Source organism: Bacillus sp. V5-8f (assembly GCF_002863565.1).
In the GTDB taxonomy this organism is placed as follows: domain Bacteria; phylum Bacillota; class Bacilli; order Bacillales; family DSM-1321; genus Peribacillus.
Window position 1 is genome coordinate 19,292 of the sequence record NZ_PGUW01000003.1, and the last position, 23,552, is coordinate 42,843.

The 23,552-nt window shown below is 42.1% G+C and carries 35 protein-coding genes; all 35 read right to left on the reverse strand.

Features of this window, described 5'->3' with window-relative positions; genetic code table 11:
- Positions 1–70: 70 nt before the first annotated feature.
- Positions 71–1,015, reverse strand: coding sequence for a DNA-directed RNA polymerase subunit alpha (locus CUU64_RS03615; RefSeq protein WP_101631922.1), 945 nt, complete (start codon positions 1,013–1,015; stop codon positions 71–73).
- A gap of 186 nt (positions 1,016–1,201) precedes the next feature.
- Entirely contained in the window at positions 1,202–1,591 is a 390-nt protein-coding gene (rpsK, locus tag CUU64_RS03620) for a 30S ribosomal protein S11 (protein ID WP_101631923.1), read from the reverse strand.
- A gap of 22 nt (positions 1,592–1,613) precedes the next feature.
- A complete protein-coding gene (rpsM, locus tag CUU64_RS03625) occupies positions 1,614–1,979 on the reverse strand; it encodes a 30S ribosomal protein S13 (protein ID WP_101631924.1) in 366 nt (121 codons plus the stop codon).
- Positions 1,980–2,003: 24 nt separating this feature from the next.
- Positions 2,004–2,117, reverse strand: a complete 114-nt coding sequence (gene rpmJ, locus CUU64_RS03630; protein ID WP_000868344.1) for a 50S ribosomal protein L36 — start codon at positions 2,115–2,117, stop codon at positions 2,004–2,006.
- A 39-nt stretch (positions 2,118–2,156) separates the two neighbouring features.
- Positions 2,157–2,375 (reverse strand): translation initiation factor IF-1, encoded by a 219-nt coding sequence (infA, locus tag CUU64_RS03635; protein ID WP_101631925.1) that lies wholly within the window; start codon positions 2,373–2,375, stop codon positions 2,157–2,159.
- 90 nt (positions 2,376–2,465) lie between these two features.
- Positions 2,466–3,212: a type I methionyl aminopeptidase gene (gene map / locus CUU64_RS03640; RefSeq protein ID WP_101631926.1), complete on the reverse strand. Its 747-nt coding sequence runs from the start codon at positions 3,210–3,212 to the stop codon at positions 2,466–2,468.
- Positions 3,212–3,862, reverse strand: a complete 651-nt coding sequence (locus CUU64_RS03645) for an adenylate kinase (RefSeq protein ID WP_101631927.1) — start codon at positions 3,860–3,862, stop codon at positions 3,212–3,214. Before CUU64_RS03645 ends, map begins: the two co-directional genes overlap by 1 nt.
- A gap of 62 nt (positions 3,863–3,924) precedes the next feature.
- Entirely contained in the window at positions 3,925–5,217 is a 1,293-nt protein-coding gene (secY, locus tag CUU64_RS03650; RefSeq protein ID WP_101631928.1) for a preprotein translocase subunit SecY, read from the reverse strand.
- Entirely contained in the window at positions 5,217–5,657 is a 441-nt protein-coding gene (gene rplO, locus CUU64_RS03655) for a 50S ribosomal protein L15 (RefSeq protein ID WP_101631929.1), read from the reverse strand. Before rplO ends, secY begins: the two co-directional genes overlap by 1 nt.
- Before the next feature lie 31 nt (positions 5,658–5,688).
- A complete protein-coding gene (rpmD, locus tag CUU64_RS03660) occupies positions 5,689–5,871 on the reverse strand; it encodes a 50S ribosomal protein L30 (RefSeq protein WP_101631930.1) in 183 nt (60 codons plus the stop codon).
- 13 nt (positions 5,872–5,884) lie between these two features.
- Positions 5,885–6,388, reverse strand: coding sequence for a 30S ribosomal protein S5 (rpsE, locus tag CUU64_RS03665; RefSeq protein WP_101631931.1), 504 nt, complete (start codon positions 6,386–6,388; stop codon positions 5,885–5,887).
- Between the two features lie 21 nt (positions 6,389–6,409).
- Positions 6,410–6,772 carry a 50S ribosomal protein L18 gene (gene rplR, locus CUU64_RS03670; RefSeq protein WP_101631932.1) on the reverse strand — a complete coding sequence of 121 codons (363 nt, stop codon included), beginning with the start codon at positions 6,770–6,772 and terminating at the stop codon, positions 6,410–6,412.
- A gap of 33 nt (positions 6,773–6,805) precedes the next feature.
- Positions 6,806–7,342, reverse strand: a complete 537-nt coding sequence (gene rplF, locus CUU64_RS03675) for a 50S ribosomal protein L6 (RefSeq protein ID WP_101631933.1) — start codon at positions 7,340–7,342, stop codon at positions 6,806–6,808.
- Positions 7,343–7,372: 30 nt separating this feature from the next.
- A complete protein-coding gene (gene rpsH / locus CUU64_RS03680; RefSeq protein ID WP_101631934.1) occupies positions 7,373–7,771 on the reverse strand; it encodes a 30S ribosomal protein S8 in 399 nt (132 codons plus the stop codon).
- A 30-nt stretch (positions 7,772–7,801) separates the two neighbouring features.
- Positions 7,802–7,987: a type Z 30S ribosomal protein S14 gene (locus tag CUU64_RS03685; protein WP_101631935.1), complete on the reverse strand. Its 186-nt coding sequence runs from the start codon at positions 7,985–7,987 to the stop codon at positions 7,802–7,804.
- Between the two features lie 25 nt (positions 7,988–8,012).
- Positions 8,013–8,552, reverse strand: a complete 540-nt coding sequence (gene rplE, locus CUU64_RS03690; protein ID WP_101631936.1) for a 50S ribosomal protein L5 — start codon at positions 8,550–8,552, stop codon at positions 8,013–8,015.
- A 26-nt stretch (positions 8,553–8,578) separates the two neighbouring features.
- Positions 8,579–8,890, reverse strand: coding sequence for a 50S ribosomal protein L24 (gene rplX / locus CUU64_RS03695; RefSeq protein WP_101631937.1), 312 nt, complete (start codon positions 8,888–8,890; stop codon positions 8,579–8,581).
- A 44-nt stretch (positions 8,891–8,934) separates the two neighbouring features.
- Entirely contained in the window at positions 8,935–9,303 is a 369-nt protein-coding gene (gene rplN / locus CUU64_RS03700) for a 50S ribosomal protein L14 (RefSeq protein ID WP_101631938.1), read from the reverse strand.
- A gap of 42 nt (positions 9,304–9,345) precedes the next feature.
- Positions 9,346–9,609, reverse strand: coding sequence for a 30S ribosomal protein S17 (gene rpsQ / locus CUU64_RS03705; RefSeq protein ID WP_101631939.1), 264 nt, complete (start codon positions 9,607–9,609; stop codon positions 9,346–9,348).
- A 20-nt stretch (positions 9,610–9,629) separates the two neighbouring features.
- Positions 9,630–9,833, reverse strand: coding sequence for a 50S ribosomal protein L29 (gene rpmC / locus CUU64_RS03710; protein ID WP_071351386.1), 204 nt, complete (start codon positions 9,831–9,833; stop codon positions 9,630–9,632).
- Entirely contained in the window at positions 9,823–10,257 is a 435-nt protein-coding gene (gene rplP, locus CUU64_RS03715; RefSeq protein ID WP_101631940.1) for a 50S ribosomal protein L16, read from the reverse strand. The genes rpmC and rplP overlap by 11 nt, the downstream gene beginning before the upstream one ends.
- 1 nt (position 10,258) lies before the next feature.
- Positions 10,259–10,915, reverse strand: a complete 657-nt coding sequence (rpsC, locus tag CUU64_RS03720; RefSeq protein ID WP_101631941.1) for a 30S ribosomal protein S3 — start codon at positions 10,913–10,915, stop codon at positions 10,259–10,261.
- Between the two features lie 3 nt (positions 10,916–10,918).
- The gene (gene rplV, locus CUU64_RS03725; protein WP_101631942.1) at positions 10,919–11,260 is read right to left on the reverse strand and encodes a 50S ribosomal protein L22; all 342 of its coding nucleotides are present in this window, start codon (positions 11,258–11,260) and stop codon (positions 10,919–10,921) included.
- A gap of 17 nt (positions 11,261–11,277) precedes the next feature.
- Positions 11,278–11,556, reverse strand: a complete 279-nt coding sequence (gene rpsS / locus CUU64_RS03730; RefSeq protein WP_101631943.1) for a 30S ribosomal protein S19 — start codon at positions 11,554–11,556, stop codon at positions 11,278–11,280.
- A 60-nt stretch (positions 11,557–11,616) separates the two neighbouring features.
- Positions 11,617–12,447, reverse strand: coding sequence for a 50S ribosomal protein L2 (rplB, locus tag CUU64_RS03735; RefSeq protein WP_101631944.1), 831 nt, complete (start codon positions 12,445–12,447; stop codon positions 11,617–11,619).
- A 26-nt stretch (positions 12,448–12,473) separates the two neighbouring features.
- Positions 12,474–12,761 carry a 50S ribosomal protein L23 gene (gene rplW, locus CUU64_RS03740; RefSeq protein ID WP_180954273.1) on the reverse strand — a complete coding sequence of 96 codons (288 nt, stop codon included), beginning with the start codon at positions 12,759–12,761 and terminating at the stop codon, positions 12,474–12,476.
- Entirely contained in the window at positions 12,758–13,381 is a 624-nt protein-coding gene (gene rplD / locus CUU64_RS03745) for a 50S ribosomal protein L4 (RefSeq protein ID WP_101631945.1), read from the reverse strand. Before rplD ends, rplW begins: the two co-directional genes overlap by 4 nt.
- A gap of 26 nt (positions 13,382–13,407) precedes the next feature.
- Positions 13,408–14,037 (reverse strand): 50S ribosomal protein L3, encoded by a 630-nt coding sequence (rplC, locus tag CUU64_RS03750; RefSeq protein WP_101631946.1) that lies wholly within the window; start codon positions 14,035–14,037, stop codon positions 13,408–13,410.
- 39 nt (positions 14,038–14,076) lie between these two features.
- Complete coding sequence (rpsJ, locus tag CUU64_RS03755) at positions 14,077–14,385, reverse strand: 30S ribosomal protein S10 (protein WP_019244375.1); 309 nt, start codon at positions 14,383–14,385, stop codon at positions 14,077–14,079.
- 549 nt (positions 14,386–14,934) lie between these two features.
- The gene (gene tuf, locus CUU64_RS03760; protein ID WP_101631947.1) at positions 14,935–16,122 is read right to left on the reverse strand and encodes an elongation factor Tu; all 1,188 of its coding nucleotides are present in this window, start codon (positions 16,120–16,122) and stop codon (positions 14,935–14,937) included.
- Between the two features lie 118 nt (positions 16,123–16,240).
- Positions 16,241–18,319: an elongation factor G gene (fusA, locus tag CUU64_RS03765; protein WP_101631948.1), complete on the reverse strand. Its 2,079-nt coding sequence runs from the start codon at positions 18,317–18,319 to the stop codon at positions 16,241–16,243.
- A gap of 51 nt (positions 18,320–18,370) precedes the next feature.
- Positions 18,371–18,841 (reverse strand): 30S ribosomal protein S7, encoded by a 471-nt coding sequence (rpsG, locus tag CUU64_RS03770; RefSeq protein ID WP_101631949.1) that lies wholly within the window; start codon positions 18,839–18,841, stop codon positions 18,371–18,373.
- A 41-nt stretch (positions 18,842–18,882) separates the two neighbouring features.
- Positions 18,883–19,305, reverse strand: a complete 423-nt coding sequence (gene rpsL, locus CUU64_RS03775) for a 30S ribosomal protein S12 (RefSeq protein ID WP_061440379.1) — start codon at positions 19,303–19,305, stop codon at positions 18,883–18,885.
- A 103-nt stretch (positions 19,306–19,408) separates the two neighbouring features.
- On the reverse strand, positions 19,409–19,657 hold the full coding sequence (locus CUU64_RS03780) for a 50S ribosomal protein L7ae-like protein (protein WP_101631950.1): 249 nt from the start codon (positions 19,655–19,657) through the stop codon (positions 19,409–19,411).
- 244 nt (positions 19,658–19,901) lie between these two features.
- Complete coding sequence (rpoC, locus tag CUU64_RS03785) at positions 19,902–23,501, reverse strand: DNA-directed RNA polymerase subunit beta' (protein ID WP_101631951.1); 3,600 nt, start codon at positions 23,499–23,501, stop codon at positions 19,902–19,904.
- Positions 23,502–23,552: the final 51 nt, after the last annotated feature.

Here is a 23,552-nt window from a genome sequence, read left to right on the forward strand (position 1 = left end):
TTTGTTGAAGTTATATATATTGTATTCAGGTTCACAACAAAATGGCTAGTTAACTACGGCTAACTAGTCATCAGTCGTCTTTGCGTAATCCTAAACCTAGTTCTTCAAGTTTCGCTTTCACTTCTTCAAGTGATTTACGTCCCAAGTTACGCACCTTCATCATATCTTCTTCTGTTTTATGAGCTAGCTCTTGAACAGTGTTGATACCGGCACGCTTAAGGCAGTTATAAGAACGAACAGAAAGGTCAAGTTCTTCAATGGTCATTTCAAGAACCTTTTCTTTTTGATCTTCTTCTTTTTCTACCATAATCTCTGCATTTTGAGCTTCGTCAGTCAACCCAACGAAAATATTCAAATGCTCTGTTAAAATCTTAGCTCCAAGCGCTACAGCTTCCTGCGGTCCATTGCTTCCATCAGTCCAAACATCAAGCGTAAGCTTATCATAATTGGTCATCTGGCCCACCCGAGTATTTTCTACCTGATAGGATACACGCGCAACAGGAGTGTAAATGGAGTCGATTGGAATCACGCCGATTGGCTGATCCTCTCTCTTATTTTGGTCAGCAGGCGTATAACCGCGGCCGCGCCGTGCCGTTAGCCTCATACGCAAATGACCGTTCTTGCCAAGAGTGGCGATTTGCAAATCCGGATTAAGAATTTCCACATCACTATCGTGTGTAATATCTGCTGCAGTTACTACACCTTCACTCTGAACATCAATTTCTAGCGTCTTTTCTTCATCGGAGTAAATCTTAAGTGCTAACTTTTTTACATTGAGAATGATAGAAGTCACATCTTCTACGACGCCTTCAATTGTTGAGAACTCGTGCAGTACGCCATCTATCTGAATAGATGTCACAGCGGCACCTGGGAGTGAGGATAATAGAATACGACGTAAGGAGTTACCCAAAGTTGTACCATACCCGCGCTCTAGTGGCTCGACGACGAACTTGCCGTATTTGGCGTCATCGTTGATTTCAACCGTTTCGATTTTTGGTTTTTCTATTTCGATCATTCAATAAACCCTCCTTCAAAACGTCGAAACCCCGGCTAATAGTGAACTATTACATTCAAACATAACCGAAATTCCCCATGTATACGTTCCCGATTGTGCGCAACAACTGAATAAATTATTCTGTATGAACGCAAGATATTATTATATCCCATTATAGCCCAGGGATACAATTTCTATACAGAAAAATTATACACGGCGACGTTTTGGCGGACGGCATCCGTTATGTGGAACTGGAGTTACATCTTTGATAGCTGTTACTTCCAGACCAGCTGCCTGAAGAGCACGAATAGCAGCTTCACGACCAGCACCAGGTCCTTTAACAGTAACCTCAAGTGTTTTCATACCATGTTCCATAGAAGTCTTAGCAGCTGTTTCAGCAGCCATTTGTGCAGCAAATGGTGTAGATTTACGAGATCCTCTGAAACCTAGCGCACCAGCACTTGACCAAGAAATAGCATTCCCGTGTGCATCAGTGATCGTAACAATAGTGTTATTGAAAGTTGAACGAATGTGTGCAATACCTGTTTCTATATTCTTTTTCACACGACGTTTACGAGTATTTGTTTTACGAGCCATGAATAGTAACCTCCTTTACTGATTATTTTTTCTTGTTAGCTACTGTACGACGAGGACCTTTACGCGTACGAGCATTATTTTTTGTATTTTGTCCACGAACAGGAAGACCACGACGGTGACGAAGACCGCGGAAGCTGCCAATTTCCATTAAACGTTTGATGTTAAGAGAAACTTCACGACGAAGATCTCCTTCTACTTTTAGCTTATCGACGATATCACGAATTTTGTTCAATTCGTCCTCAGTAAGATCACGAACACGAGTATCTTGAGAAACACCAGCCTCTTCAAGAACCTTGATAGCTGTTTGCTTACCAATACCAAAAATATATGTTAAAGAAATAACAATACGCTTATCACGTGGAATATCAACACCAGCAATACGTGCCATTGATAGAATGCACCTCCTTTTAAATTAACCTTGTTTTTGTTTATGTTTAGGGTTTTCGCAAATAACCATGACTTTACCTCTTCTGCGGATAACTTTACACTTTTCGCAGATGGGCTTAACTGATGGTCTGACTTTCATTGCTATCTAACCTCCTTATACAGATCGGAGCGTACCAGATTACTTGAATCGGTATGTGATTCTGCCGCGAGTTAGATCATACGGGGAAAGCTCAACCGTAACCTTATCCCCAGGCAAAATACGAATAAAGTGCATACGGATTTTACCGGAAACATGAGCTAAAACAGTATGACCATTTTCTAATTCTACCTTAAACATTGCATTTGGCAAAGTCTCTGTGACTTTCCCTTCAACTTCAATTACATCATCTTTAGCCATTAAACAATTCTCCCTTCTGTTCAGCAGCATCCCCATAAATGAGATATTGCCCTATGTGTGAACCCGTTTTCCCAATCTAACTAGTGCCACTTAAACCTTGGTCAGAATTTCGTATCCTGTTTCAGTGATTGCTATTGTATGTTCAAAGTGAGTACACTTTTTTCCGTCAACTGTTACCACAGTCCAGTCATCATCTAAAGTATTCACATATCTGCTTCCAGCATTCACCATTGGCTCAACAGCGAGCACCATACCAGTCTTTAAACGAGGGCCAGTATTGGGAGGACCATAATGAGGGATTTCAGGGTCCTCATGTAAGTCTTGACCGATTCCATGGCCGACATACTCTCTGACGATAGAGAATTGGTTAGCCTCGACATAGGATTGAATAGCATGGGAGATGTTTGAAAGGCGCACACCTGGCTTAGCTTCTTTCAAACCTCTATATAATGACTCTTCGGTTACTTCCAAGAGCCGCTGTGTATCTTCATCAATGCTGCCAACTGGATATGTCCAAGCGGAATCCCCATGATAGCCTTTATACTTAGCTCCGATATCAATACTGATGATATCCCCTTCATGCAGAACACGCTTCCCCGGAATACCGTGGACAAGCTCGTTGTTAACAGATGTGCAAATACTGCCGCGAAATCCATTATACCCTTTAAACGACGGGAATGCATCATGTTTGCATATAAACCCTTCGGCAATTGCATCCAGTTCCTGCGTCGTAATACCGGGAGCGATATGTTTCTTTAACTCCTGGTGAGTCAAAGCAACGATTAAACCGGCTTCTCGCATAATTTCAATTTCACGCGGAGTCTTACATATGATCATTAACGCAATCCTCCGAGCAATGCATTAACATCCTCAAATACCTTATTGATATCTTGTTGTCCATCAATATTGCGAAGATAGCCTTTATCTTGATAGAAATCAAGAAGTGGCTGTGTTTGCTTCAGGTTAACATCCAAACGGTTCTGAACCGTTTCTTCATTATCATCTGCACGTTGATATAGCTCTCCGCCACAGCGGACACATTTTCCTTCATTAGCAGGAGGATTGAAAACCAAGTGATAAGTCGCACCGCAGTTTTTGCAGATGCGTCTACCGGTCAAACGCTCCATCAGGATATCTTTATCAACTTGAATATTGATTACGTAATTAATTCTGCGATCAAGATCGGCAAGGATGTTTTCAAGTGCCTCAGCTTGGGCCACTGTACGTGGAAACCCATCAAGCAGGAACCCTTTCTTACAATCCTCTTTGCTTAATCTTTCACGGACAATGCCAATTGTCACCTCATCAGGAACAAGCTCGCCTTTATCCATGAATGATTTGGCCTGTAAACCAAGTTCCGTACCATCTTTGATAGCCGCGCGGAACATATCTCCTGTAGAGATATGAGGGATGTCATATTTTTCTACGATTCTTTCGGCTTGAGTACCTTTTCCGGCACCTGGTAGCCCCATTAATACAAGATTCAAAGTGTTTCCCCCTCAAACTCTATAATGGGTATTTGGGAACACAAACAGGTCCCCAAAACTCATTACTTTATAAAACCTTTATAATGGCGTTTTACTAATTGCGCTTCAAGCTGCTTCATTGTATCAAGAGCAACTCCGACGACTATGAGAAGGCTGGTGCCGCCGATTTGCGCAGATTGCGGTAAATTCGCGAGCTTTATAAAAAATACCGGCAATACAGCAATAACTGCCAGGAATATAGAGCCCACAAAAGTTAAACGGTATAAAACACGGGTTAAATATTCTTGAGTGTTCTTACCAGGGCGGATTCCAGGAACATAACCGCCTTGTTTCTTCAAGTTATCTGCCATTTGTTCAGGATTGACCTGAATGAAGGCATAGAAATAAGAAAATGCAATGATTAACGCAACATAGACTATCATTCCAATTGGATGAGTATAGTCAAATGTCTTATCAATCCAGCGTGTTACGTCATTAGGACCAAAGAATGAAGCAACCGTCCTTGGAGTAATGATGAACGCCATGGCAAAGATTACCGGGATAACACCTGCAGCATTTACTTTAAGAGGCAAATGAGTAGATTGTCCAGCAGGCTGGCGTCCTGCTGCAGCACGCTTGGCATATTGAATTGGAATTTTACGTAAAGCTTGTTGTATAAAAATGACTGCCACAACAATGGCGAGGATAGCAACAAGGATCAAGACAAGAGTCACAATTCTAAGGAAAAGCTGATCCCCTGCATTTTCAAACTGCTGAGCGTAGACCTGATTTGCAATAGACGGAATACCTGCTACGATCCCAGCGAAGATGATAATAGAAATGCCATTGCCTACTCCCTTAGAGGTAATAAGCTCCCCCAACCACAAAAGAAAAGCTGTTCCTGCTGTCAATACAGTAGCAATAAGCAAATATGTTCCAACCCCAGGGTTCTCGATAAGCATTCCTCCGGCCATATTATTAAAACCGTAAGACATACCAAAAGCCTGGATAAAACCAAGAACAATCGTCCCATAGCGGGTAAACTGAGCTAATTTACGACGGCCAACTTCCCCTTGCTTAGACCATTCAGTGAATTTAGGAACAACGTCCATTTGAAGCAGCTGAATGATAATTGAGGCTGTGATATACGGCATAATCCCCATAGCCAAGATTGAAAAGTTTTGTAGAGCACCGCCGCCAAAGGTATTTAAAATACCAAATACGCTTAACTGATCTTGATTTTTAAGCAAGTCGGCATTCACATTCGGTACAGGGATATATGTACCGATGCGATAGACGACTAACATTAACAGGGTAAAGATGATTTTATTTCTTATATCACCCACGCGCATAAAGTTGGAGATCGTACGAAACATTAAATCACCTCAGTTTTACCGCCAGCAGCTTCGATAGCTTCTACGGCAGTAGCTGAGAATTTATGAGCTTTAACAGTAAGCTTTTTCTCTACTTTGCCTTTAGCCAGAATCTTGACTCCAGCTTTTTCGTTCGATACGATACCTGTTTCGACCAATAATTCAGGTGTTACTTCTGTACCGTCTTCAAAGCGATTAAGGGTATCAAGGTTAACGATTGCGTATTCTTTACGGTTGATGTTCGAGAAACCGCGCTTAGGTAAACGTCTGAATAAAGGAGTTTGACCACCTTCAAAACCAGGACGTACTCCGCCGCCTGAACGGGCGTTTTGACCTTTATGACCTTTACCGGCAGTTTTTCCAGTTCCAGAACCAATACCGCGACCTAGGCGTTTACGTTCTTTGCGTGAACCTTCTGCAGCTTTTAATTCATGAAGTTTCATGTTGGCACCTCCTTGTTAGTGAATGGTTATCTTATTGCTCTTTTACAGTAACAAGATGAGAAACTTTGTTAATCATACCGCGGATAGCAGGGTTGTCATCATGGACAACTGTTTGGTGCATTTTGCGTAATCCCAGTGTATTTACGGTAACTCGTTGGTCTTCAGGACGACCAATCAAGCTGCGAGTGAGGGTAATTTCCAGTTTGTTTGCCATTTGATTTCCCCCCTTATCCTAACAGTTCTTCTACTGATTTACCACGTAACTTAGCTACGTCCTCAGCACGTTTTAATTGCTTTAATCCTTCGAGTGTAGCACGCACCATGTTAATTGGCGTGTTTGAACCTAAAGATTTTGAAAGAATATCACTCACTCCACCTAGTTCAAGTACAGCACGAACTGGACCGCCGGCGATTACTCCAGTACCTTCTGATGCAGGCTTTAAAAGAATATGGCCTGCGCCAAAACGTCCATTCACAAGGTGCGGAATTGTTGTACCAACCATAGGTACAGTGATCAGATTTTTCTTAGCATCTTCAATTGCTTTACGGATAGCATCTGGTACCTCTTGAGCTTTACCAGTTCCGAAACCAACGTGGCCGTTTTTATCGCCTACAACAACAAGTGCTGAGAAACGGAAACGACGTCCACCTTTAACAACCTTAGCTACGCGGTTAATCGTAACTACGCGTTCTTCAAGTTCTAATTTATTAGGATCGATACTACGACGCATCTGTTATGTCCCTCCTTTTGATTAAAATTCCAAACCGTTTTCACGAGCAGAGTCAGCCAATGCTTTAACACGGCCATGGTACAGATATCCTCCACGGTCAAATACCACAGACTTATAGCCTTTCTCTACTGCACGTTTAGCGATTAATTCGCCAACTTTTTTTGCTGCATCAGCATTGCCAGTACCTTCTGTGCCGATCTCTTTATCTAGAGTAGAAGCACTAGCAAGGGTTACGCCGTTTGCATCGTCAATCAATTGTGCGTAAATGTGCTTGCTTGAACGGAACACATTTAAACGAGGACGAGCTTCAGTTCCGGAAAGTTTTGCACGAACACGTGCATGTCTTTTCTTACGAACAGAATTCTTATCAGCCTTCGTAATCATTTACGTCACTCCTTTCATTTACCTGGTCGGCTATTACTTACCTGTTTTACCTTCTTTACGACGTACATATTCGCCTTCGTAACGAATACCTTTACCTTTATAAGGCTCTGGCGGACGGACATCGCGAATATTTGCCGCAAGAGCTCCAACACGTTCTTTGTTAGTACCTCTTACGATAATCTTTGTATTGGAAGGGACTTCAATTTCAAGGCCTGTTTCCGGTTCGATTTCAACAGGGTGAGAGTATCCTACGTTAAGGACTAACTTAGCACCTTGTTTTTGTGCACGGTAACCGACACCAATAAGTTCAAGGGACTTTTCGAATCCTTTGGATACGCCCTCTACCATGTTTGAAATAACTGCGCGAGTTGTTCCGTGCAATGCGCGGTGTTCTTTTGCATCAGAAGGACGAGCAACTGTAAGAACATTTTCCTCGACGCTGATTGTAATATCAGGATTAAAAGATCTAGTTAATTCACCCTTAGGGCCTTTAACAGTAACGTTGCTTTGATCAACAGTTACTGTTACGCCAGCAGGGATTTCAATAGGTTTTTTACCTATACGTGACATCTAGTGCACCTCCATTCTAGTAAAAATAGATTACCAAACGTATGCAAGTACTTCTCCACCGACTTGTTTAGCACGAGCTTCCTTGTCGGTTAAAACGCCTTGAGAAGTAGAAACAATCGCAATACCTAAACCGTTAAGAACGCGTGGAACTTCACCAGTCTTTGCATATACACGCAAACCAGGTTTGCTGATGCGCTTTAATCCAGTGATAACACGTTCATTGTTTGAACCGTACTTAAGGAAGATACGGATGATACCTTGTTTATTGTCTTCGATGAATTCCACATCACGGACGAAGCCTTCACGCTTTAAGATCTGAGCAATTTCATTCTTGATCTTAGAAGCAGGAACTTCCAATTTCTCGTGACGAACCATATTCGCATTACGGATGCGAGTAAGTAAATCTGCAATAGGATCTGTCATGACCATTATTATTTACCTCCTTCCCAAACTCGGGTTTTACCAGCTAGCTTTTTTAACGCCAGGGATTTGTCCTTTATATGCAAGTTCGCGGAAACAAATACGGCAAAGCTTAAATTTACGTAGTACTGAATGTGGACGACCGCAACGTTCGCAGCGTGTATATTCTTGTACCTTAAACTTTGATCCGCGCTTTTGCTTCAAGATCATTGATTTTTTAGCCACGTTTTCGCCTCCCTTTATTTAATGATTACTTTTGGAACGGCATTCCGAATTGAGTAAGCAGCTCGCGACCTTCTTCGTCAGTGTTGGCTGTCGTAACGATAACGATGTCCATACCGCGTACCTTGCTTACTTTATCGTAGTCAATCTCAGGGAAGATAAGTTGCTCTTTAACACCTAGTGTGTAGTTACCGCGACCATCAAAAGATTTCTTAGAAACCCCACGGAAGTCACGTACACGTGGTAAAGAAACAGAAATCAGTTTATCAAGGAATTCATACATACGCTCTCCGCGTAATGTAATTTTTGCACCGATAGGCATACCTTCACGCAGGCGGAAACCAGCGATAGATTTCTTTGCTCTAGTTACCACAGGTTTTTGACCAGTGATTAAAGTTAACTCTTCAACAGCATTATCCAATGCTTTTGAGTTTGCTACAGCGTCACCCACACCCATGTTCACTACGATTTTTTCAAGTTTTGGCACCTGCATTACAGACTCATAATTAAATTTGCTCATTAAAGCAGGAGTAATTTCATTTTGAAACTTTTCTTTTAGGCGGTTCATTAAGTGTACCTCCCTTCTTCATGTACTTATTTATCTAAAGATTCACCTGATTTTTTAGCTACGCGTACTTTTTTGCCGTCTTCCACCTTGTAACCAACACGAGTTGGTGTTCCGGACTTCGGATCAAGCGGCATAACATTAGAAACGTGAATTGCTGCTTCTCTGCTGATGATTCCACCTTGTGGATTCAGTTGAGATGGCTTTGAATGCTTTTTCACGATGTTGATTCCTTCAACAAGCACACGGTTGTTCTTTGGATATGCTTCAAGGATAACTCCTTGTTTGCCTTTGTCCTTACCAGAGATGACTACGACTTTGTCACCTTTTTTAACATGCATTAGCTTCGCACCTCCTTGAAAGGCTTTTACGGAATTTATAACAATTACAGTACTTCTGGAGCAAGGGACACAATCTTCATGAAATTGCTGTCACGCAGTTCGCGAGCAACAGGTCCGAAGATACGAGTTCCACGAGGGCTCTTATCATCGCGGATAATTACACACGCATTTTCGTCAAAGCGAATGTAAGTACCGTCATTACGGCGAACACCGCTTTTCGTACGGACGATTACAGCCTTAACAACATCACCTTTTTTAACAACGCCACCTGGTGTTGCTTGTTTAACTGTACACACGATAACATCACCGATGTTAGCTGTTTTGCGTCCTGAACCACCAAGTACTTTAATGGTAAGAACTTCACGTGCACCAGAATTGTCAGCGACTTTTAAACGAGATTCTTGTTGAATCATGTATGAAACCTCCCTTCGGAATTAACATAATCCGAACATTGATTAAATAATAACTGCTTTTTCTACTACTTCAACCAAACGGAAGCGTTTTGTAGCTGAAAGTGGACGAGTTTCCATGATTCTTACTGTATCGCCTACTTTTGCTTCATTTAGCTCATCGTGAGCCTTTAACTTCTTGGAGTATTTCACACGCTTTCCGTAAAGAGAATGCTTTTTATATGTTTCTACAAGGACTGTTACCGTTTTATCCATTTTGTCGGATACTACGCGTCCAGTGTAGACTTTACGTTGGTTGCGTTCGCTCATTAATGCAAACCTCCCCTCAATTATCGATTGTTGACCCCGATCTCTCTTTCACGAACAACAGTTTTCATTCGAGCGATCGATTTGCGTACTTCACGGATACGAGCTGTATTTTCAAGCTGGCCTGTTGCTAGCTGGAAACGAAGATTAAATAATTCTTCTTTGAGTGATTTTACTTTTTGTTCAATTTCGGCAGTGGTTAGATCTTTAATTTCATTAGCTTTCATTTGCTTCACCACCAATTTCTTCTCGTTTTACAAACTTACATTTAACTGGAAGTTTGTGTGCAGCAAGGCGCAACGCTTCACGTGCCACCTCTTCAGATACACCGGAGATTTCAAACATTACTTTACCTGGCTTTACAACAGCAACCCAGCCTTCAGGAGCACCTTTACCAGACCCCATCCGTACTTCTAATGGTTTTGCAGTGTATGGCTTACTTGGGAAAATTTTAATCCAAACTTTACCGCCACGTTTCATGTAACGAGTCATTGCAATACGAGCTGCCTCAATTTGACGGTTAGTGATCCAAGAAGCTTCAAGTGCTTGAAGACCAAATTCACCAAAGTGTACTTCAGTGCCGCCTTTTGCATTACCCCTCATCTTACCGCGATGTTCACGACGGTATTTAACGCGTTTAGGCAATAACATATTATTTTCCTCCTTCCTCAGACTTCTTCTTAGTAGGAAGAACTTCTCCACGATAAATCCATACTTTCACGCCAAGTTTACCGTAGGTAGTGTCCGCTTCAGCAGTAGCATAGTCAATGTCAGCGCGAAGTGTGTGAAGTGGAACTGTTCCTTCGCTATAGTGTTCAGCACGAGCGATATCAGCACCGCCAAGACGACCTGATACTTGTGTTCTGATACCTTGAGCACCAGCACGCATAGTACGTTGGATAGCCTGCTTTTGAGCACGGCGGAATGACACACGGTTCTCTAATTGACGAGCGATATTTTCTGCAACCAATTTTGCATCAAGATCCGCTCTTTTAATTTCGATAATGTTGATATGAACTCGTTTGCCTGTTAACTGGTTCAACGCTTTACGAAGTGCTTCTACTTCAGTACCGCCCTTACCGATAACCATACCTGGTTTTGCAGTGTGAACAGAAATGTTGATGCGGTTAGCGGCGCGTTCAATTTCAACTTTTGATACAGAAGCATCGCTTAAACGCTTCGTGATGTACTCACGAACTTTAAGGTCTTCGTGTAAAAGTTCTGCATAGTCTTTACCAGCGTACCATTTGGATTCCCAATCACGGATGATCCCGATACGCAAACCGACTGGATTTACCTTTTGACCCACAGATTACCCCTCCTTCTTTTCTGATACAACGATAGTTATATGACTAGTACGCTTGTTAATTGCACTCGCACGGCCCATTGCGCGAGGACGGAAACGTTTTAATGTTGGTCCTTCATTTGCGTATATTTCTGAAACAACCAGGTTATTAATATCCATTTCGTAGTTGTGCTCTGCGTTAGCAACGGCAGATTTCAAAACTTTTTCTACGATTGGAGAAGCAGCCTTTGGAGTTAAGCGAAGAATCGCTACCGCTTCACCTACTTGCTTTCCTCGAATTAAGTCAGCGACTAAACGAACTTTACGAGCAGAGATACGCACTGTTTTAGCAACAGCTTTTGCTTGCATGAGATGCCCTCCTCTCATTAACGTCTTGTTTTCTTGTCATCACTTGCGTGACCTTTGTAAGTACGAGTAGGCGCGAATTCGCCAAGCTTGTGACCTACCATGTCTTCAGTTACATAAACCGGTACGTGTTTGCGGCCATCATAGACTGCGATTGTGTGACCGATGAATTGTGGGAAGATTGTTGAACGGCGTGACCAAGTTTTTACTACTTGCTTCTTGTCAGCTTCATTTAACTTTTCTACCTTAACCATCAAATGCTCATCAACAAAAGGCCCTTTTTTCAGACTGCGACCCATGTAAGTACCTCCCTTCGTGATTGTTCTACGGTCCGTTTTATGAACCGTAGTTCAATCCCGTTATTTTTTACGGCTGCGTACGATAAATTTATCGGATTTATTTTTCTTCTTACGGGTTTTAGCACCAAGTGTTGGTTTGCCCCAAGGAGACATTGGAGATTTACGACCAATAGGAGCACGGCCTTCCCCACCACCATGTGGGTGATCGTTCGGGTTCATAACTGATCCACGAACAGTTGGGCGCTTGCCTAACCAGCGTGAACGTCCAGCTTTACCAATATTGATAAGTTCATGTTGTTCGTTACCAACTTGACCAACAGAAGCGCGGCAAGTAGCAAGGATCATACGTACTTCACCAGAGTTCAAACGAACAAGAACATAACGTCCTTCTTTACCTAGAACCTGAGCAGAAGTACCAGCAGAACGGACCAATTGTACACCTTTACCAGGTTTAAGCTCGATATTGTGAATCACAGTACCAACAGGAATGTTAGCTAATGGTAGTGCGTTACCTACTTTGATGTCAGATTCTGGACCTGACATGATCTCCATACCCACTTGTAGGTTTTTAGGAGCAAGAATATAACGCTTTTCTCCATCCACATAATTAATTAATGCAATGTTTGCAGAACGATTTGGATCGTATTCGATAGTGGCAACGCGTCCTGGTATACCATCTTTATTGCGCTTGAAGTCAATAATACGGTATTGACGCTTATGGCCGCCACCTTGATGACGAACTGTTAACTTACCTTGGTTGTTACGGCCGCCTTTTCTTGTTAAAGGAGCAAGTAAGGATTTCTCCGGTTTATCAGTAGTGATTTCAGCAAAATCAGATACTGACATATTGCGTCGACCGTTAGAGGTAGGTTTATACTTTTTAATCGCCATGTGTATTTCCCTCCTTCTCTAATGAATTAAGCTTCGAATAATTCGATTTCTTTGCTGTCAGCAGTTAATTTAACAATAGCTTTACGGCGCTTGTTCGTATAGCCTGCATGTTTGCCCATGCGCTTGAACTTGCCTTTATAATTCATGATGTTGACTTTATCAACTTCAACTCCGAAGATTTCTTGGACAGCGTCTTTGACTTGAGTTTTGTTAGCTCTTACGTCCACTTCGAAAGTATATTTCTTTTCAGCCATTAAGTCTGAAGAACGTTCGGTGATAACGGGGCGCTTAATGATATCGCGTGCATCCATTATGCAAGCACCTCCTCTACTTTTTCAACAGCTGACTTGGTCATGATCAGTTTGTTGTGTGATACAACATCAAGAACATTTAGGCCATCTGCTTCCACAACTGTAACACCAGGGATGTTACGTGCAGAAAGAGCTACTTTTTCATCTAAACCGTCAGTTACAATTAACGCTTTAGTATCTACAGAAAGTCCTTTAAGCACAGCTGCGAATTCTTTTGTTTTTGGGGTTTCAAATGATAATCCTTCTAGAACTAAAACATTATCTTCTAATACCTTCGTAGATAGTGCAGATTTGATAGCTAAACGGCGTACCTTTTTAGGTAGTTTGTAGCTATAAGATCTTGGAGTTGGACCGAATACGGTACCACCGCCACGCCATTGTGGAGAACGGATAGAACCTTGACGGGCACGTCCAGTACCTTTTTGTCGCCATGGCTTACGTCCGCCGCCTGCTACTTCAGAACGGTTTTTAACTTTATGAGTTCCTTGTCGTAAGGAAGCTCTTTGCATGATGATCGCTTCAAATAATACATGATTATTAGGTTCAATACCAAAGATTGAATCATTAAGCTCGATGTCTCCAACATTTGATCCAGCTTGGTTGAACAATGTAACTTTAGGCATTCTAATGCTCCTCCTTTCTCGCAAAATTACTTGGATTTAACCGCACTTTTCACTTTAATCAATGCTTTTCTAGCACCAGGAACGTTTCCTTTGATTAAAAGCAAGTTACGCTCTGTATCAACTTTAACAATAGTTAAGTTTTGAACAGTGATTTGTTCTCCACCCATGCGTCCAGGCAATAACTTACCTTTAAATACACGGTTTGGAGCTACAGGACCCATTGAACCTGGACGACGGTGGTAGCGGGAACCGTGAGCCATTGGGCCGCGTGATTGTCCATGGCGCTTAATTGAACCTTGGAAACCTTTACCTTTTGAGATTCCTGTTACATCTACTACATCGCCTTCAGCGAAAATATCAACTTTGACTTCCTGACCCACCTCATATTCACCGAGGTTTGCATCGCGGAATTCGCGAATGAAGCGCTTAGGAGCAGTATTAGCTTTTGCAGCGTGTCCCTTAGACGGCTTGTTTGCAAGCTTTTCACGCTTATCTTCAAAACCGATTTGAATAGCTTCATAACCGTCAGTTTCAACAGTTTTCTTTTGAAGCACAACGTTTTGAGCTGCCTCAACTACAGTTACAGGGATAAGTTCGCCGTTTTCAGCAAATACTTGCGTCATACCGATCTTTCTTCCTAAGATTCCTTTGGTCATAAGTCACACCTCCTAGATTATTATCTTTTTTTATATAGATTAAAGTTTGATTTCAATGTCAACGCCGGATGGCAGGTCTAATCTCATTAGAGAATCAACTGTTTGTGGAGTTGGATTCACGATGTCGATTAAACGCTTGTGTGTACGCATCTCGAATTGTTCACGAGAATCTTTGTATTTGTGTACTGCACGTAAGATCGTATAAACAGATCTTTCAGTTGGCAATGGAATCGGACCAGATACAGCCGCCCCAGAACGTTTTGCAGTTTCTACAATTTTCTCAGCAGATTGATCAAGAATTCTGTGATCATATGCTTTTAAACGGATACGAATTTTTTGTTTTGCCATTATTTTCCCTCCTTTTCGCCTATTTTAAAATAGACTTTCTCAACGGAAATTTCCCACTCACTCGCCATGGCAAAGCGGCCGGGTGTGTCAGCAACCTTCCGTATCATCGCAGTCAAAGACCAACATTGTCTATTATACATAAAACAGATATATAATGCAAGATAAACTTACATATTTCTGTGTGTTACACACTTTTACTATTATACATAGTCGCCTATACTTTTTCAAGATAATCTTTAAAAGAGTTTTTCGTGATTTCTTTAAAATGAAATTTGTTCGGAATTGAAATTAACAGTATTCTAAAAATCGAATAAATATCGAATGAAGTATGAGACATATTTGCAGGAGACTACAGACCCGTGAATGATATTTACAAATCAAGAGGTTAGATCGTTAGCGGAAAGTGAACACCGAATACAAAAGCAGGAAATTTATTTGTTATTTTCCGACTCTTACATTTTATAAGGATTGCAATCTTTTATAGATTAAAATAAAACAAGCAGACGGCGTCCCGTCTGCTTGCTAATAATGCTTTAATAGCAATATTTATTATTCAGTGATTGTAGCAACAACGCCAGCGCCTACAGTACGTCCACCTTCACGGATAGAGAACTTTGTACCTTCTTCGATAGCGATTGGGGCGATAAGCTCCACTGACATTTCGATGTTGTCGCCAGGCATAACCATTTCTACGCCTTCAGGAAGGTTACAAATACCAGTTACATCAGTTGTACGGAAGTAGAACTGTGGACGGTAGTTTGTAAAGAATGGAGTGTGACGGCCACCTTCTTCTTTTGAAAGAACGTAAACTTCAGCTCTAAACTTTGTGTGTGGTTTGATTGTACCTGGTTTAGCAAGTACTTGGCCGCGTTGGATATCTTCACGAGCAACACCACGAAGAAGGGCACCAATGTTGTCACCAGCTTCAGCATAATCAAGAAGCTTACGGAACATTTCTACACCTGTTACAGTTGTAGATTTTGGTTCTTCAGTGAAACCAGTGATTTCAACAACGTCACCAACTTTAACTTGTCCACGCTCTACACGTCCAGTAGCAACTGTTCCACGTCCAGTGATAGAGAACACGTCCTCTACAGGCATCATGAATGGCTTTTCAACGTCACGTGTTGGAGTTGGGATATATTCATCAACAGCGTTCATTAGTTCATGAATTTTTTCTTCCCAAGCTGCATCTCCTTCAAGTGCTTTAAGAGCAGAACCCTTGATAACTGGAATATCGTCACCAGGGAATTCATATTCAGAAAGAAGATCACGGATTTCCATTTCAACTAATTCAAGAAGCTCTTCGTCGTCAACCATGTCACATTTGTTCATGAAAACTACAAGGTAAGGTACACCTACTTGACGAGAAAGAAGGATGTGCTCACGAGTTTGTGGCATTGGGCCGTCAGCAGCAGATACAACAAGGATACCGCCGTCCATTTGTGCAGCGCCAGTGATCATGTTTTTAACATAGTCAGCGTGTCCTGGGCAGTCTACGTGTGCATAGTGGCGATTTGCAGTTTCATATTCAACGTGTGCAGTAGAGATTGTGATACCACGCTCTCTTTCTTCAGGAGCACCATCGATTTGATCATATGCACGAGCTTCAGCTCCACCAGTCTTAGCAAGTACAGTAGTAATAGCAGCTGTTAATGTAGTTTTACCGTGGTCAACGTGACCAATTGTTCCAACGTTAACGTGTGGCTTAGAGCGATCGAATTTAGCTTTTCCCATTAGGATATTCCTCCTTAAAATTATAAAAAGATTAAGTATATGGTGCTATGAAAGCAAGATCATAACTGCTCTCATAGCTTACATAAGTAGTTATACTTTAATAAAATGTGAAAATCAATTATTCACCTTTATTTTTTTTCACAATTTCCTCGGAGATACTCTTAGGTACTTCTTCGTAATGATCGAAGTGCATAGAGAATGTTCCGCGTCCTTGTGTATTAGAACGTAGAGATGTTGCATATCCGAACATTTCTGATAGTGGAACCATCGCATTAACAACTTGTGCGTTTCCTCGCGCTTCCATACCTTCTACACGACCGCGGCGGGATGTGATATCCCCCATGATATCGCCTAGATATTCTTCAGGAATAACAACTTCTACTTTCATGATAGGCTCTAAGATTACAGGCTGACATTTAGATGCTGCATTTTTTAGAGCCATTGATGCTGCGATTTTGAATGCCATTTCGTTGGAGTCAACATCATGGTATGAACCATCGAATAATCTCGCTTTAATGTCAACTAATGGGAAACCGGCAAGTACACCGTTGTCAAGAGAGTCTATTAGACCAGCTTGTACAGCAGGGATGTATTCACGCGGTACAACTCCACCAACGATAGCATTTTCAAATTCAAAGCCTTTTCCTTCTTCGTTTGGAGAGAATTCGATCCAAACATGTCCGAATTGTCCGCGTCCACCGGATTGACGTACGAACTTACCTTCAACTTGAGCAGATCCGCGGAAAGTTTCACGGTAAGCAACCTGTGGAGCACCAACGTTTGCTTCGACTTTGAATTCACGGCGCATACGGTCGACAAGAATGTCCAAGTGAAGTTCACCCATACCCGCAATAATAACTTGACCTGTTTCCTGGTCAGTATGTGCACGGAAGGTTGGATCTTCTTCTTGTAATTTTTGTAGAGCCGTAGTCATTTTATCTTGGTCTGCCTTAGACTTAGGTTCAATTGATAGCTGAATTACCGGTTCTGGGAACTCCATTGATTCTAAGATAACAGGATTCTTGTCATCACATAGAGTATCACCAGTAGTTGTATCTTTCAAACCTACTGCAGCCGCAATATCTCCAGCGTATACCTGTGAAATCTCTTCACGCGAGTTAGCATGCATTTGCAGGATACGTCCTACACGCTCACGCTTACCTTTAGTAGAGTTTTGTACATATGAACCAGAGCTCAAAGTACCAGAGTATACACGGAAGAATGTTAATTTACCAACATAAGGGTCAGTCATAACTTTGAATGCAAGAGCTGAGAATGGCTCTTCGTCACTTGATGGACGTGTTGTTTCTTCCTCTGAATCTGGAAGAGTACCTTTAATAGCTGGTACATCTAATGGAGATGGAAGATAGTCAATAACTGCATCCAGCATTAATTGAACACCTTTGTTTTTGAAAGCAGATCCGCAGATTACAGGATAGAATTCAACATTAACAGTACCTTTACGGATCGCAGCTTTAATTTCTTCATTTGTAAGCTCTTCTCCGCCAAGATATTTTTCCATTAACTCTTCATCCAGCTCAGCTACCGCTTCAATTAACTTTTCACGGTATTCTTCTGCTAATTCTTTATGTGATTCCGGAATTTCACGTACTTCAATGTCCGTACCTAAATCGTTTCCGTAGAACACAGCTTTCATTTCAACTAGGTCAATGATAGCTTCGAATTCATCTTCCGCACCAATTGGTAGTTGAATTGGATGAGCGTTCGCTTGAAGACGGTCATGAATTGTTTTTACTGAGTATAAGAAGTCAGCTCCAATTTTGTCCATCTTGTTTACGAATACTACACGTGGAACCCCATAAGTAGTAGCCTGGCGCCAAACTGTTTCAGTTTGAGGCTCAACACCTGACTGAGCGTCAAGTACGGCAACTGCACCATCAAGTACACGAAGGGAACGTTCAACTTCAACTGTAAAGTCTACGTGTCCTGGTGTATCGATGATGTTTACGCGGTGGCCTTCCCACTGTGCCGTTGTAGCAGCAGAGGTAATAGTGATACCGCGTTCTTGTTCTTGCTCCATCCAGTCCATCTGGGATGCACCTTCATGAGTTTCACCGATCTTGTGAATACGGCCAGTGTAATAAAGAACACGTTCTGTCGTAGTCGTTTTACCGGCATCGATGTGAGCCATGATGCCGATATTACGAGTTTTTTCTAAGGAGAACTCTCTTGCCATTTGGTCTTTCTCCTTCCATCTATCAGTATAATTTTATAGAAAGAATAAATTTTACCAGCGATAGTGAGCAAACGCTTTGTTTGCTTCAGCCATTTTATGAGTATCTTCGCGTTTCTTGACAGAGGAACCAGTATTGTTGGCTGCATCAAGAATTTCGTTAGCTAAACGCTCTTCCATCGTTTTTTCTCCACGAAGTCGAGAGTAGTTTACTAACCAGCGAAGGCCTAAAGTTGTACGGCGTTCCGGGCGCACCTCAACAGGTACTTGGTAGTTTGAACCACCTACACGGCGTGCTCTTACCTCTAATACAGGCATGATGTTTTTAAGGGCTTGATCGAATACTTCGATCGCCTCTTTCCCACTGCGTTCTGCAATGATATCAAATGCTGAATAAAGAATTTTTTGTGACTTACCTCTTTGTCCGTCAACCATCATTTTGTTGATTAAACGTGTCACAAGCTTTGAATTATAAATTGGATCTGGCAATACGTCTCTTTTTGAAACAGGTCCTTTACGAGGCATTCTTTTTCCTCCTTTCGGTGAAGTTATTATTTTGTATCAAACTATTTTTTTGCTGCTTTAGGACGCTTTGTACCGTACTTAGAACGGCCTTGCATACGGTTGTTTACACCAGCAGTATCAAGCGCACCACGAACAATGTGATAACGTACCCCTGGTAAGTCCTTTACACGACCACCGCGGATAAGTACCACGCTGTGTTCTTGCAGGTTGTGGCCGATACCCGGGATATAAGCTGTTACCTCGATACCGTTAGTCAAACGCACACGCGCATATTTACGCAATGCAGAGTTTGGCTTCTTCGGTGTCATTGTACCAACACGGGTGCAAACACCACGCTTTTGCGGAGATGATACGTTAGTTTGTGCTTTCTTAAAGCTGTTGTAGCCTTTGTTTAGTGCTGGAGATTTTGATTTAACCTCTTTTGACTCGCGTCCTTTACGCACTAATTGATTAATAGTAGGCATTTTATTTTTCCTCCCTTCACTTTTTCGTTCTAGTCCCACACATCCAGGTGGTTCATAAATGAGCAAAAACAAAGTTTTTGCAGATTGATCTACAAAAACAGTTTTACTTTTTAATGGCAACAGCTGCTGCTCCTACATCAATACCGCATGCCTTTCCCAGCATTCGCATTGAATCAACATACGTAACTGGTACGTTTAACTCTTCGGCTGTTTCTATCACGTGCGATACTAGATATCGATCTGCATCTTCCGCAATGACTACCTCATGAATTAAATCGTTTTTTAGAGCCCTGACTGTTTGTTTCGTTCCTATAATCACTGACTTTGCCTGTAGTACTTTTTCATAAGACATCATTCATATCCTCCAAAAGCTTTTACAGGTATCATAGGAGCACCTTTGCTATAATATCATCCCTTTATTCCAAATGTCAACTTCTTTCATAAAATATTTTATATACCTTGTATATTTTAGCTAGAAGCAGCAATAAAAGGCTTTTGCTATTTATCGTGCTGTTCTTAATAGCACTTTGGTTCCTATTTCAACAACTTTAATAAAGCAAAGGCTGCCCTTTAAAAGACAGCCTCGCTCTAATTTTTTAGTCTACTGTCACTGTGTCTTCATTAATATCTTCCACATGGACAGGATGGGCTTTTCTGTAACGAAGCATTCCCGTTCCAGCTGGTACAAGCTTACCAATGATGACATTTTCTTTAAGGCCGAGCAATTCATCGCGCTTGCCTTTGATTGCCGCATCTGTAAGAACTCTTGTAGTTTCCTGGAAGGAAGCAGCGGATAAGAAGGAATCCGTTTCAAGGGATGCTTTTGTAATACCGAGTAATATCGGACGGCCTGTTGCCGGTATTTTGCCTTCTATCAAAGCCGATGTATTTGCCAGGGTGAATTGGTGAATATCAAGCAATGTTCCTGGTAAAACATCTGTTTCTCCGGCATCAATAACTCGAACCTTGCGAAGCATTTGCCTTACCATAACCTCGATGTGCTTGTCGCCGATTTCAACACCCTGCATACGGTATACCTTTTGAACTTCACGCAGCAGATACTCTTGGACAGATAGGACATCCTTTACCTTTAGCAATTCTTTCGGGTCGATGGAACCCTCTGTCAGCTCTTGTCCACGCTGTACATAAGAATCTATTGTAACTTTTAAGCGGGCAGTGTACGGAGCCGTGTAGGTACGGGACTCCACTTCACCCTGAATTACAATTTCCTGTTGCTTATCGCGGATTTCATTAATGCCGACAACTGTTCCCTCAATTTCTGAAATAATTGCCTGCCCTTTAGGATTTCTTGCTTCAAAGATTTCCTGGATACGAGGAAGACCCTGTGTAATATCATCTCCTGCTACCCCACCTGTATGGAAGGTACGCATTGTCAACTGAGTACCAGGTTCCCCGATGGATTGTGCAGCGATGATACCGACAGCCTCACCGACTTCAACTTCCTGGCCGGTAGCAAGGTTGCGCCCATAACATTTTTTACACACACCATGGCTTGTGTTACATGTAAAGGCTGAACGGATCCACACCTTCTCTATTCCACTGGCTTCTATATAATTAGCAAGATCTTCAGTGATTAGTTCATTTTCCTGAACTATAACTTCATTTGTTTCCGGATGCCTGATCGCTTTTCTTGCATAACGTCCAATTAAACGTTCTTCCAAGTTCTCGATAACTTCAGTTCCTTCTTTTAGAGCACCAATAAGCAATCCACGGTCTGTACCACAATCATCATCACGAATAATTACATCCTGTGCAACATCTACAAGACGACGAGTCAGATAACCTGAATCGGCAGTCTTAAGAGCTGTATCCGCAAGTCCTTTACGTGCTCCGTGGGTAGAAATGAAGTATTCCAACACCGTTAGTCCCTCACGGAAACTTGAACGAATCGGAAGCTCAATGATACGTCCAGCCGGGTTGGCCATCAAACCACGCATACCAGCAAGCTGTGTAAAGTTGGACGCATTACCACGGGCTCCAGAATCACTCATCATGAAGATAGGGTTGCGCCGATCTAGGGATTTCATCAGCTTAGATTGAATGTTATCCTTCGCCGCACTCCAGATTGAGATAACACGGTCATAACGTTCATCTTCGGTGATTAATCCGCGTCTGAATTGCTTCATTACATTATCAACTTTTGTTTGAGCTTCTTCGATAATCTGCTGTTTTTCCCCTAAAACTACAATATCGGACACACCAACAGTAATACCGGCTTTAGTTGAATATTTAAAGCCCAGATCCTTCATACGGTCAAGCATTTTAGAGGTTTCAGTAATCTTAAATCGCTTAAACACTTCCGCAATAATGTTTCCAAGAATTTTCTTCTTGAAAGGATCAATGATCGGCTGAGCTTTGATAATTTCTGGTACGTTTGCACCCTTTTCTACAAAATACTTCTCAGGAGTCTTTTCCTCAAGGTTCGTTTTTGTAGGTTCATTGATGTATGGGAACGTTTTTGGAAGGATTTCATTAAAAATCAACTTCCCTACCGTTGTCAGTAACAACTGGCGGTTTTGTTCATCCGTAAATGTTTCGTTGTTCAAAGATGAAGCATGAACCGCTACACGGGTGTGTAAATGTACATATCCATTTTGATATGCAATCAACGCTTCATTGGTATCTTTAAAGACCATTCCTTCACCAATTGCATTTTCGCGTTCAAGAGTAAGGTAGTAGTTACCTAAAACCATATCCTGGGACGGTGTAACAACTGGTTTTCCATCTTTTGGATTAAGGATATTTTGAGCCGCTAACATAAGCAAGCGGGCTTCAGCCTGCGCTTCAGAAGATAACGGAACGTGAACAGCCATTTGGTCACCGTCGAAGTCTGCGTTATAAGCAGTACATACTAACGGGTGTAGACGGATTGCACGGCCTTCTACCAATGTCGGTTCGAAAGCCTGGATTCCGAGTCTGTGCAGAGTTGGGGCACGGTTAAGCAATACCGGGTGCTCCTTGATGACAGATTCAAGTACATCCCATACTTCAGGCTGTAATCGTTCAATTTTTCGTTTCGCAGATTTGATATTGTGTGCCAATCCTTTTTGCACCAATTCCTTCATCACGAAAGGCTTGAAGAGCTCGATTGCCATTTCCTTAGGTAATCCGCACTGGTACATCTTTAGGTTAGGCCCTACGACGATAACAGAACGACCGGAATAGTCGACACGCTTACCTAGCAGGTTTTGACGGAAACGTCCTTGCTTCCCTTTAAGCATATGGGACAAGGATTTCAACGGACGGTTTCCTGGTCCTGTTACAGGACGTCCGCGGCGTCCGTTGTCGATTAATGCATCAACCGCTTCTTGAAGCATCCGCTTTTCATTTTGAACAATAATGCTAGGTGCACCAAGGTCCAATAATCTTTTCAAACGATTGTTCCGGTTAATTACCCGGCGGTATAAATCGTTTAGGTCAGATGTGGCAAAACGGCCGCCGTCTAGTTGTACCATTGGGCGAAGCTCAGGCGGAATGACAGGAAGGACATCAAGGATCATCCAGGAAGGTTCATTTCCGGAATTACGGAAAGCTTCAAGAACCTCCAGGCGCTTAATCGCACGGGTTCTACGTTGCCCTTGTGCTGTTTTCAATTCTTCCTTCAATGCTTCTACTTCTTTTTCCGTATCAATGTCCTGAAGTAGTTTTTTAATTGCTTCAGCTCCCATTGATGCCTGGAATTTCTTACCGTACTTTTCACGGTAAGCACGGTATTCCTTCTCAGATAGAAGCTGTTTCTTTTCTAGTGAAGTATCACCGGTTTCTGTGACAACATAAGATGCAAAATAAATAACTTCTTCCAAGGCTCGTGGCGACATGTCCAAAACGAGACCCATACGGCTAGGAATACCTTTGAAATACCAGATATGTGAGACAGGGGCAGCCAATTCGATATGTCCCATGCGTTCACGACGAACTTTTGCACGGGTAACTTCAACGCCACACCGATCACAAACAACGCCTTTATAGCGGACGCGCTTGTATTTGCCACAATGGCATTCCCAGTCCTTTTGAGGTCCGAAAATTCTTTCACAGAACAAGCCGTCTTTTTCAGGTTTTAATGTACGATAGTTGATTGTTTCAGGTTTCTTTACTTCTCCGTGTGACCAAGAACGAATCTTGTCCGGCGAAGCGAGACCGATTTTCATATACTCAAAATTATTAACGTCTAGCAAGGGGCCTACCTCCCTTTTAATCTCCAGGTTTTACCCTTATTGCTTCCCATA

Excerpts from the sequence above, each read along its gene's own strand:
- rplN (WP_101631938.1), bottom strand. The coding sequence starts at position 9,303 with ATGATTCAACAAGAATCTCGTTTAAAAGTCGCTGACAATTCTGGTGCA.
- rpsK (WP_101631923.1), bottom strand. The coding sequence starts at position 1,591 with ATGGCTCGTAAAACAAATACTCGTAAACGTCGTGTGAAAAAGAATATA.
- rpmJ (WP_000868344.1), bottom strand. The coding sequence starts at position 2,117 with ATGAAAGTCAGACCATCAGTTAAGCCCATCTGCGAAAAGTGTAAAGTT.
- rpmD (WP_101631930.1), bottom strand. The coding sequence starts at position 5,871 with ATGGCAAACAAACTGGAAATTACCCTCACTCGCAGCTTGATTGGTCGT.
- rpsJ (WP_019244375.1), bottom strand. The coding sequence starts at position 14,385 with ATGGCAAAACAAAAAATTCGTATCCGTTTAAAAGCATATGATCACAGA.
- rpmC (WP_071351386.1), bottom strand. The coding sequence starts at position 9,833 with ATGAAAGCTAATGAAATTAAAGATCTAACCACTGCCGAAATTGAACAA.
- rplV (WP_101631942.1), bottom strand. The coding sequence starts at position 11,260 with ATGCAAGCAAAAGCTGTTGCTAAAACAGTGCGTATCTCTGCTCGTAAA.
- rplB (WP_101631944.1), bottom strand. The coding sequence starts at position 12,447 with ATGGCGATTAAAAAGTATAAACCTACCTCTAACGGTCGACGCAATATG.
- rpsH (WP_101631934.1), bottom strand. The coding sequence starts at position 7,771 with ATGGTCATGACAGATCCTATTGCAGATTTACTTACTCGCATCCGTAAT.
- rplF (WP_101631933.1), bottom strand. The coding sequence starts at position 7,342 with ATGTCACGTATAGGTAAAAAACCTATTGAAATCCCTGCTGGCGTAACA.
- rplX (WP_101631937.1), bottom strand. The coding sequence starts at position 8,890 with ATGCATGTTAAAAAAGGTGACAAAGTCGTAGTCATCTCTGGTAAGGAC.
- rplP (WP_101631940.1), bottom strand. The coding sequence starts at position 10,257 with ATGTTATTGCCTAAACGCGTTAAATACCGTCGTGAACATCGCGGTAAG.
- fusA (WP_101631948.1), bottom strand. The coding sequence starts at position 18,319 with ATGGCAAGAGAGTTCTCCTTAGAAAAAACTCGTAATATCGGCATCATG.
- tuf (WP_101631947.1), bottom strand. The coding sequence starts at position 16,122 with ATGGGAAAAGCTAAATTCGATCGCTCTAAGCCACACGTTAACGTTGGA.
- infA (WP_101631925.1), bottom strand. The coding sequence starts at position 2,375 with ATGGCTAAAGATGATGTAATTGAAGTTGAAGGGAAAGTCACAGAGACT.
- rplD (WP_101631945.1), bottom strand. The coding sequence starts at position 13,381 with ATGCCTAAAGTTACATTGTTCAACCAAGCTGGATCAAATGTTGGAGAC.
- CUU64_RS03615 (WP_101631922.1), bottom strand. The coding sequence starts at position 1,015 with ATGATCGAAATAGAAAAACCAAAAATCGAAACGGTTGAAATCAACGAT.
- rplC (WP_101631946.1), bottom strand. The coding sequence starts at position 14,037 with ATGACCAAAGGAATCTTAGGAAGAAAGATCGGTATGACGCAAGTATTT.
- rpsG (WP_101631949.1), bottom strand. The coding sequence starts at position 18,841 with ATGCCTCGTAAAGGACCTGTTTCAAAAAGAGACGTATTGCCAGATCCA.
- rplE (WP_101631936.1), bottom strand. The coding sequence starts at position 8,552 with ATGAACCGCCTAAAAGAAAAGTTTCAAAATGAAATTACTCCTGCTTTA.
- rpsL (WP_061440379.1), bottom strand. The coding sequence starts at position 19,305 with ATGCCTACTATTAATCAATTAGTGCGTAAAGGACGCGAGTCAAAAGAG.
- rpsS (WP_101631943.1), bottom strand. The coding sequence starts at position 11,556 with ATGGGTCGCAGTCTGAAAAAAGGGCCTTTTGTTGATGAGCATTTGATG.
- rpsE (WP_101631931.1), bottom strand. The coding sequence starts at position 6,388 with ATGCGTCGTAGTATCGATCCTAATAAATTAGAACTTGAAGAACGCGTA.
- map (WP_101631926.1), bottom strand. The coding sequence starts at position 3,212 with ATGATCATATGTAAGACTCCGCGTGAAATTGAAATTATGCGAGAAGCC.
- secY (WP_101631928.1), bottom strand. The coding sequence starts at position 5,217 with ATGTTTCGTACGATCTCCAACTTTATGCGCGTGGGTGATATAAGAAAT.
- rplR (WP_101631932.1), bottom strand. The coding sequence starts at position 6,772 with ATGATTACGAAGGCTGATAAGAATTCTGTTCGTAAGAAAAGACATGCA.
- rplO (WP_101631929.1), bottom strand. The coding sequence starts at position 5,657 with ATGAAACTTCATGAATTAAAAGCTGCAGAAGGTTCACGCAAAGAACGT.
- rpsQ (WP_101631939.1), bottom strand. The coding sequence starts at position 9,609 with ATGAGCGAACGCAACCAACGTAAAGTCTACACTGGACGCGTAGTATCC.
- rpsM (WP_101631924.1), bottom strand. The coding sequence starts at position 1,979 with ATGGCACGTATTGCTGGTGTTGATATTCCACGTGATAAGCGTATTGTT.
- CUU64_RS03780 (WP_101631950.1), bottom strand. The coding sequence starts at position 19,657 with ATGTCTTATGAAAAAGTACTACAGGCAAAGTCAGTGATTATAGGAACG.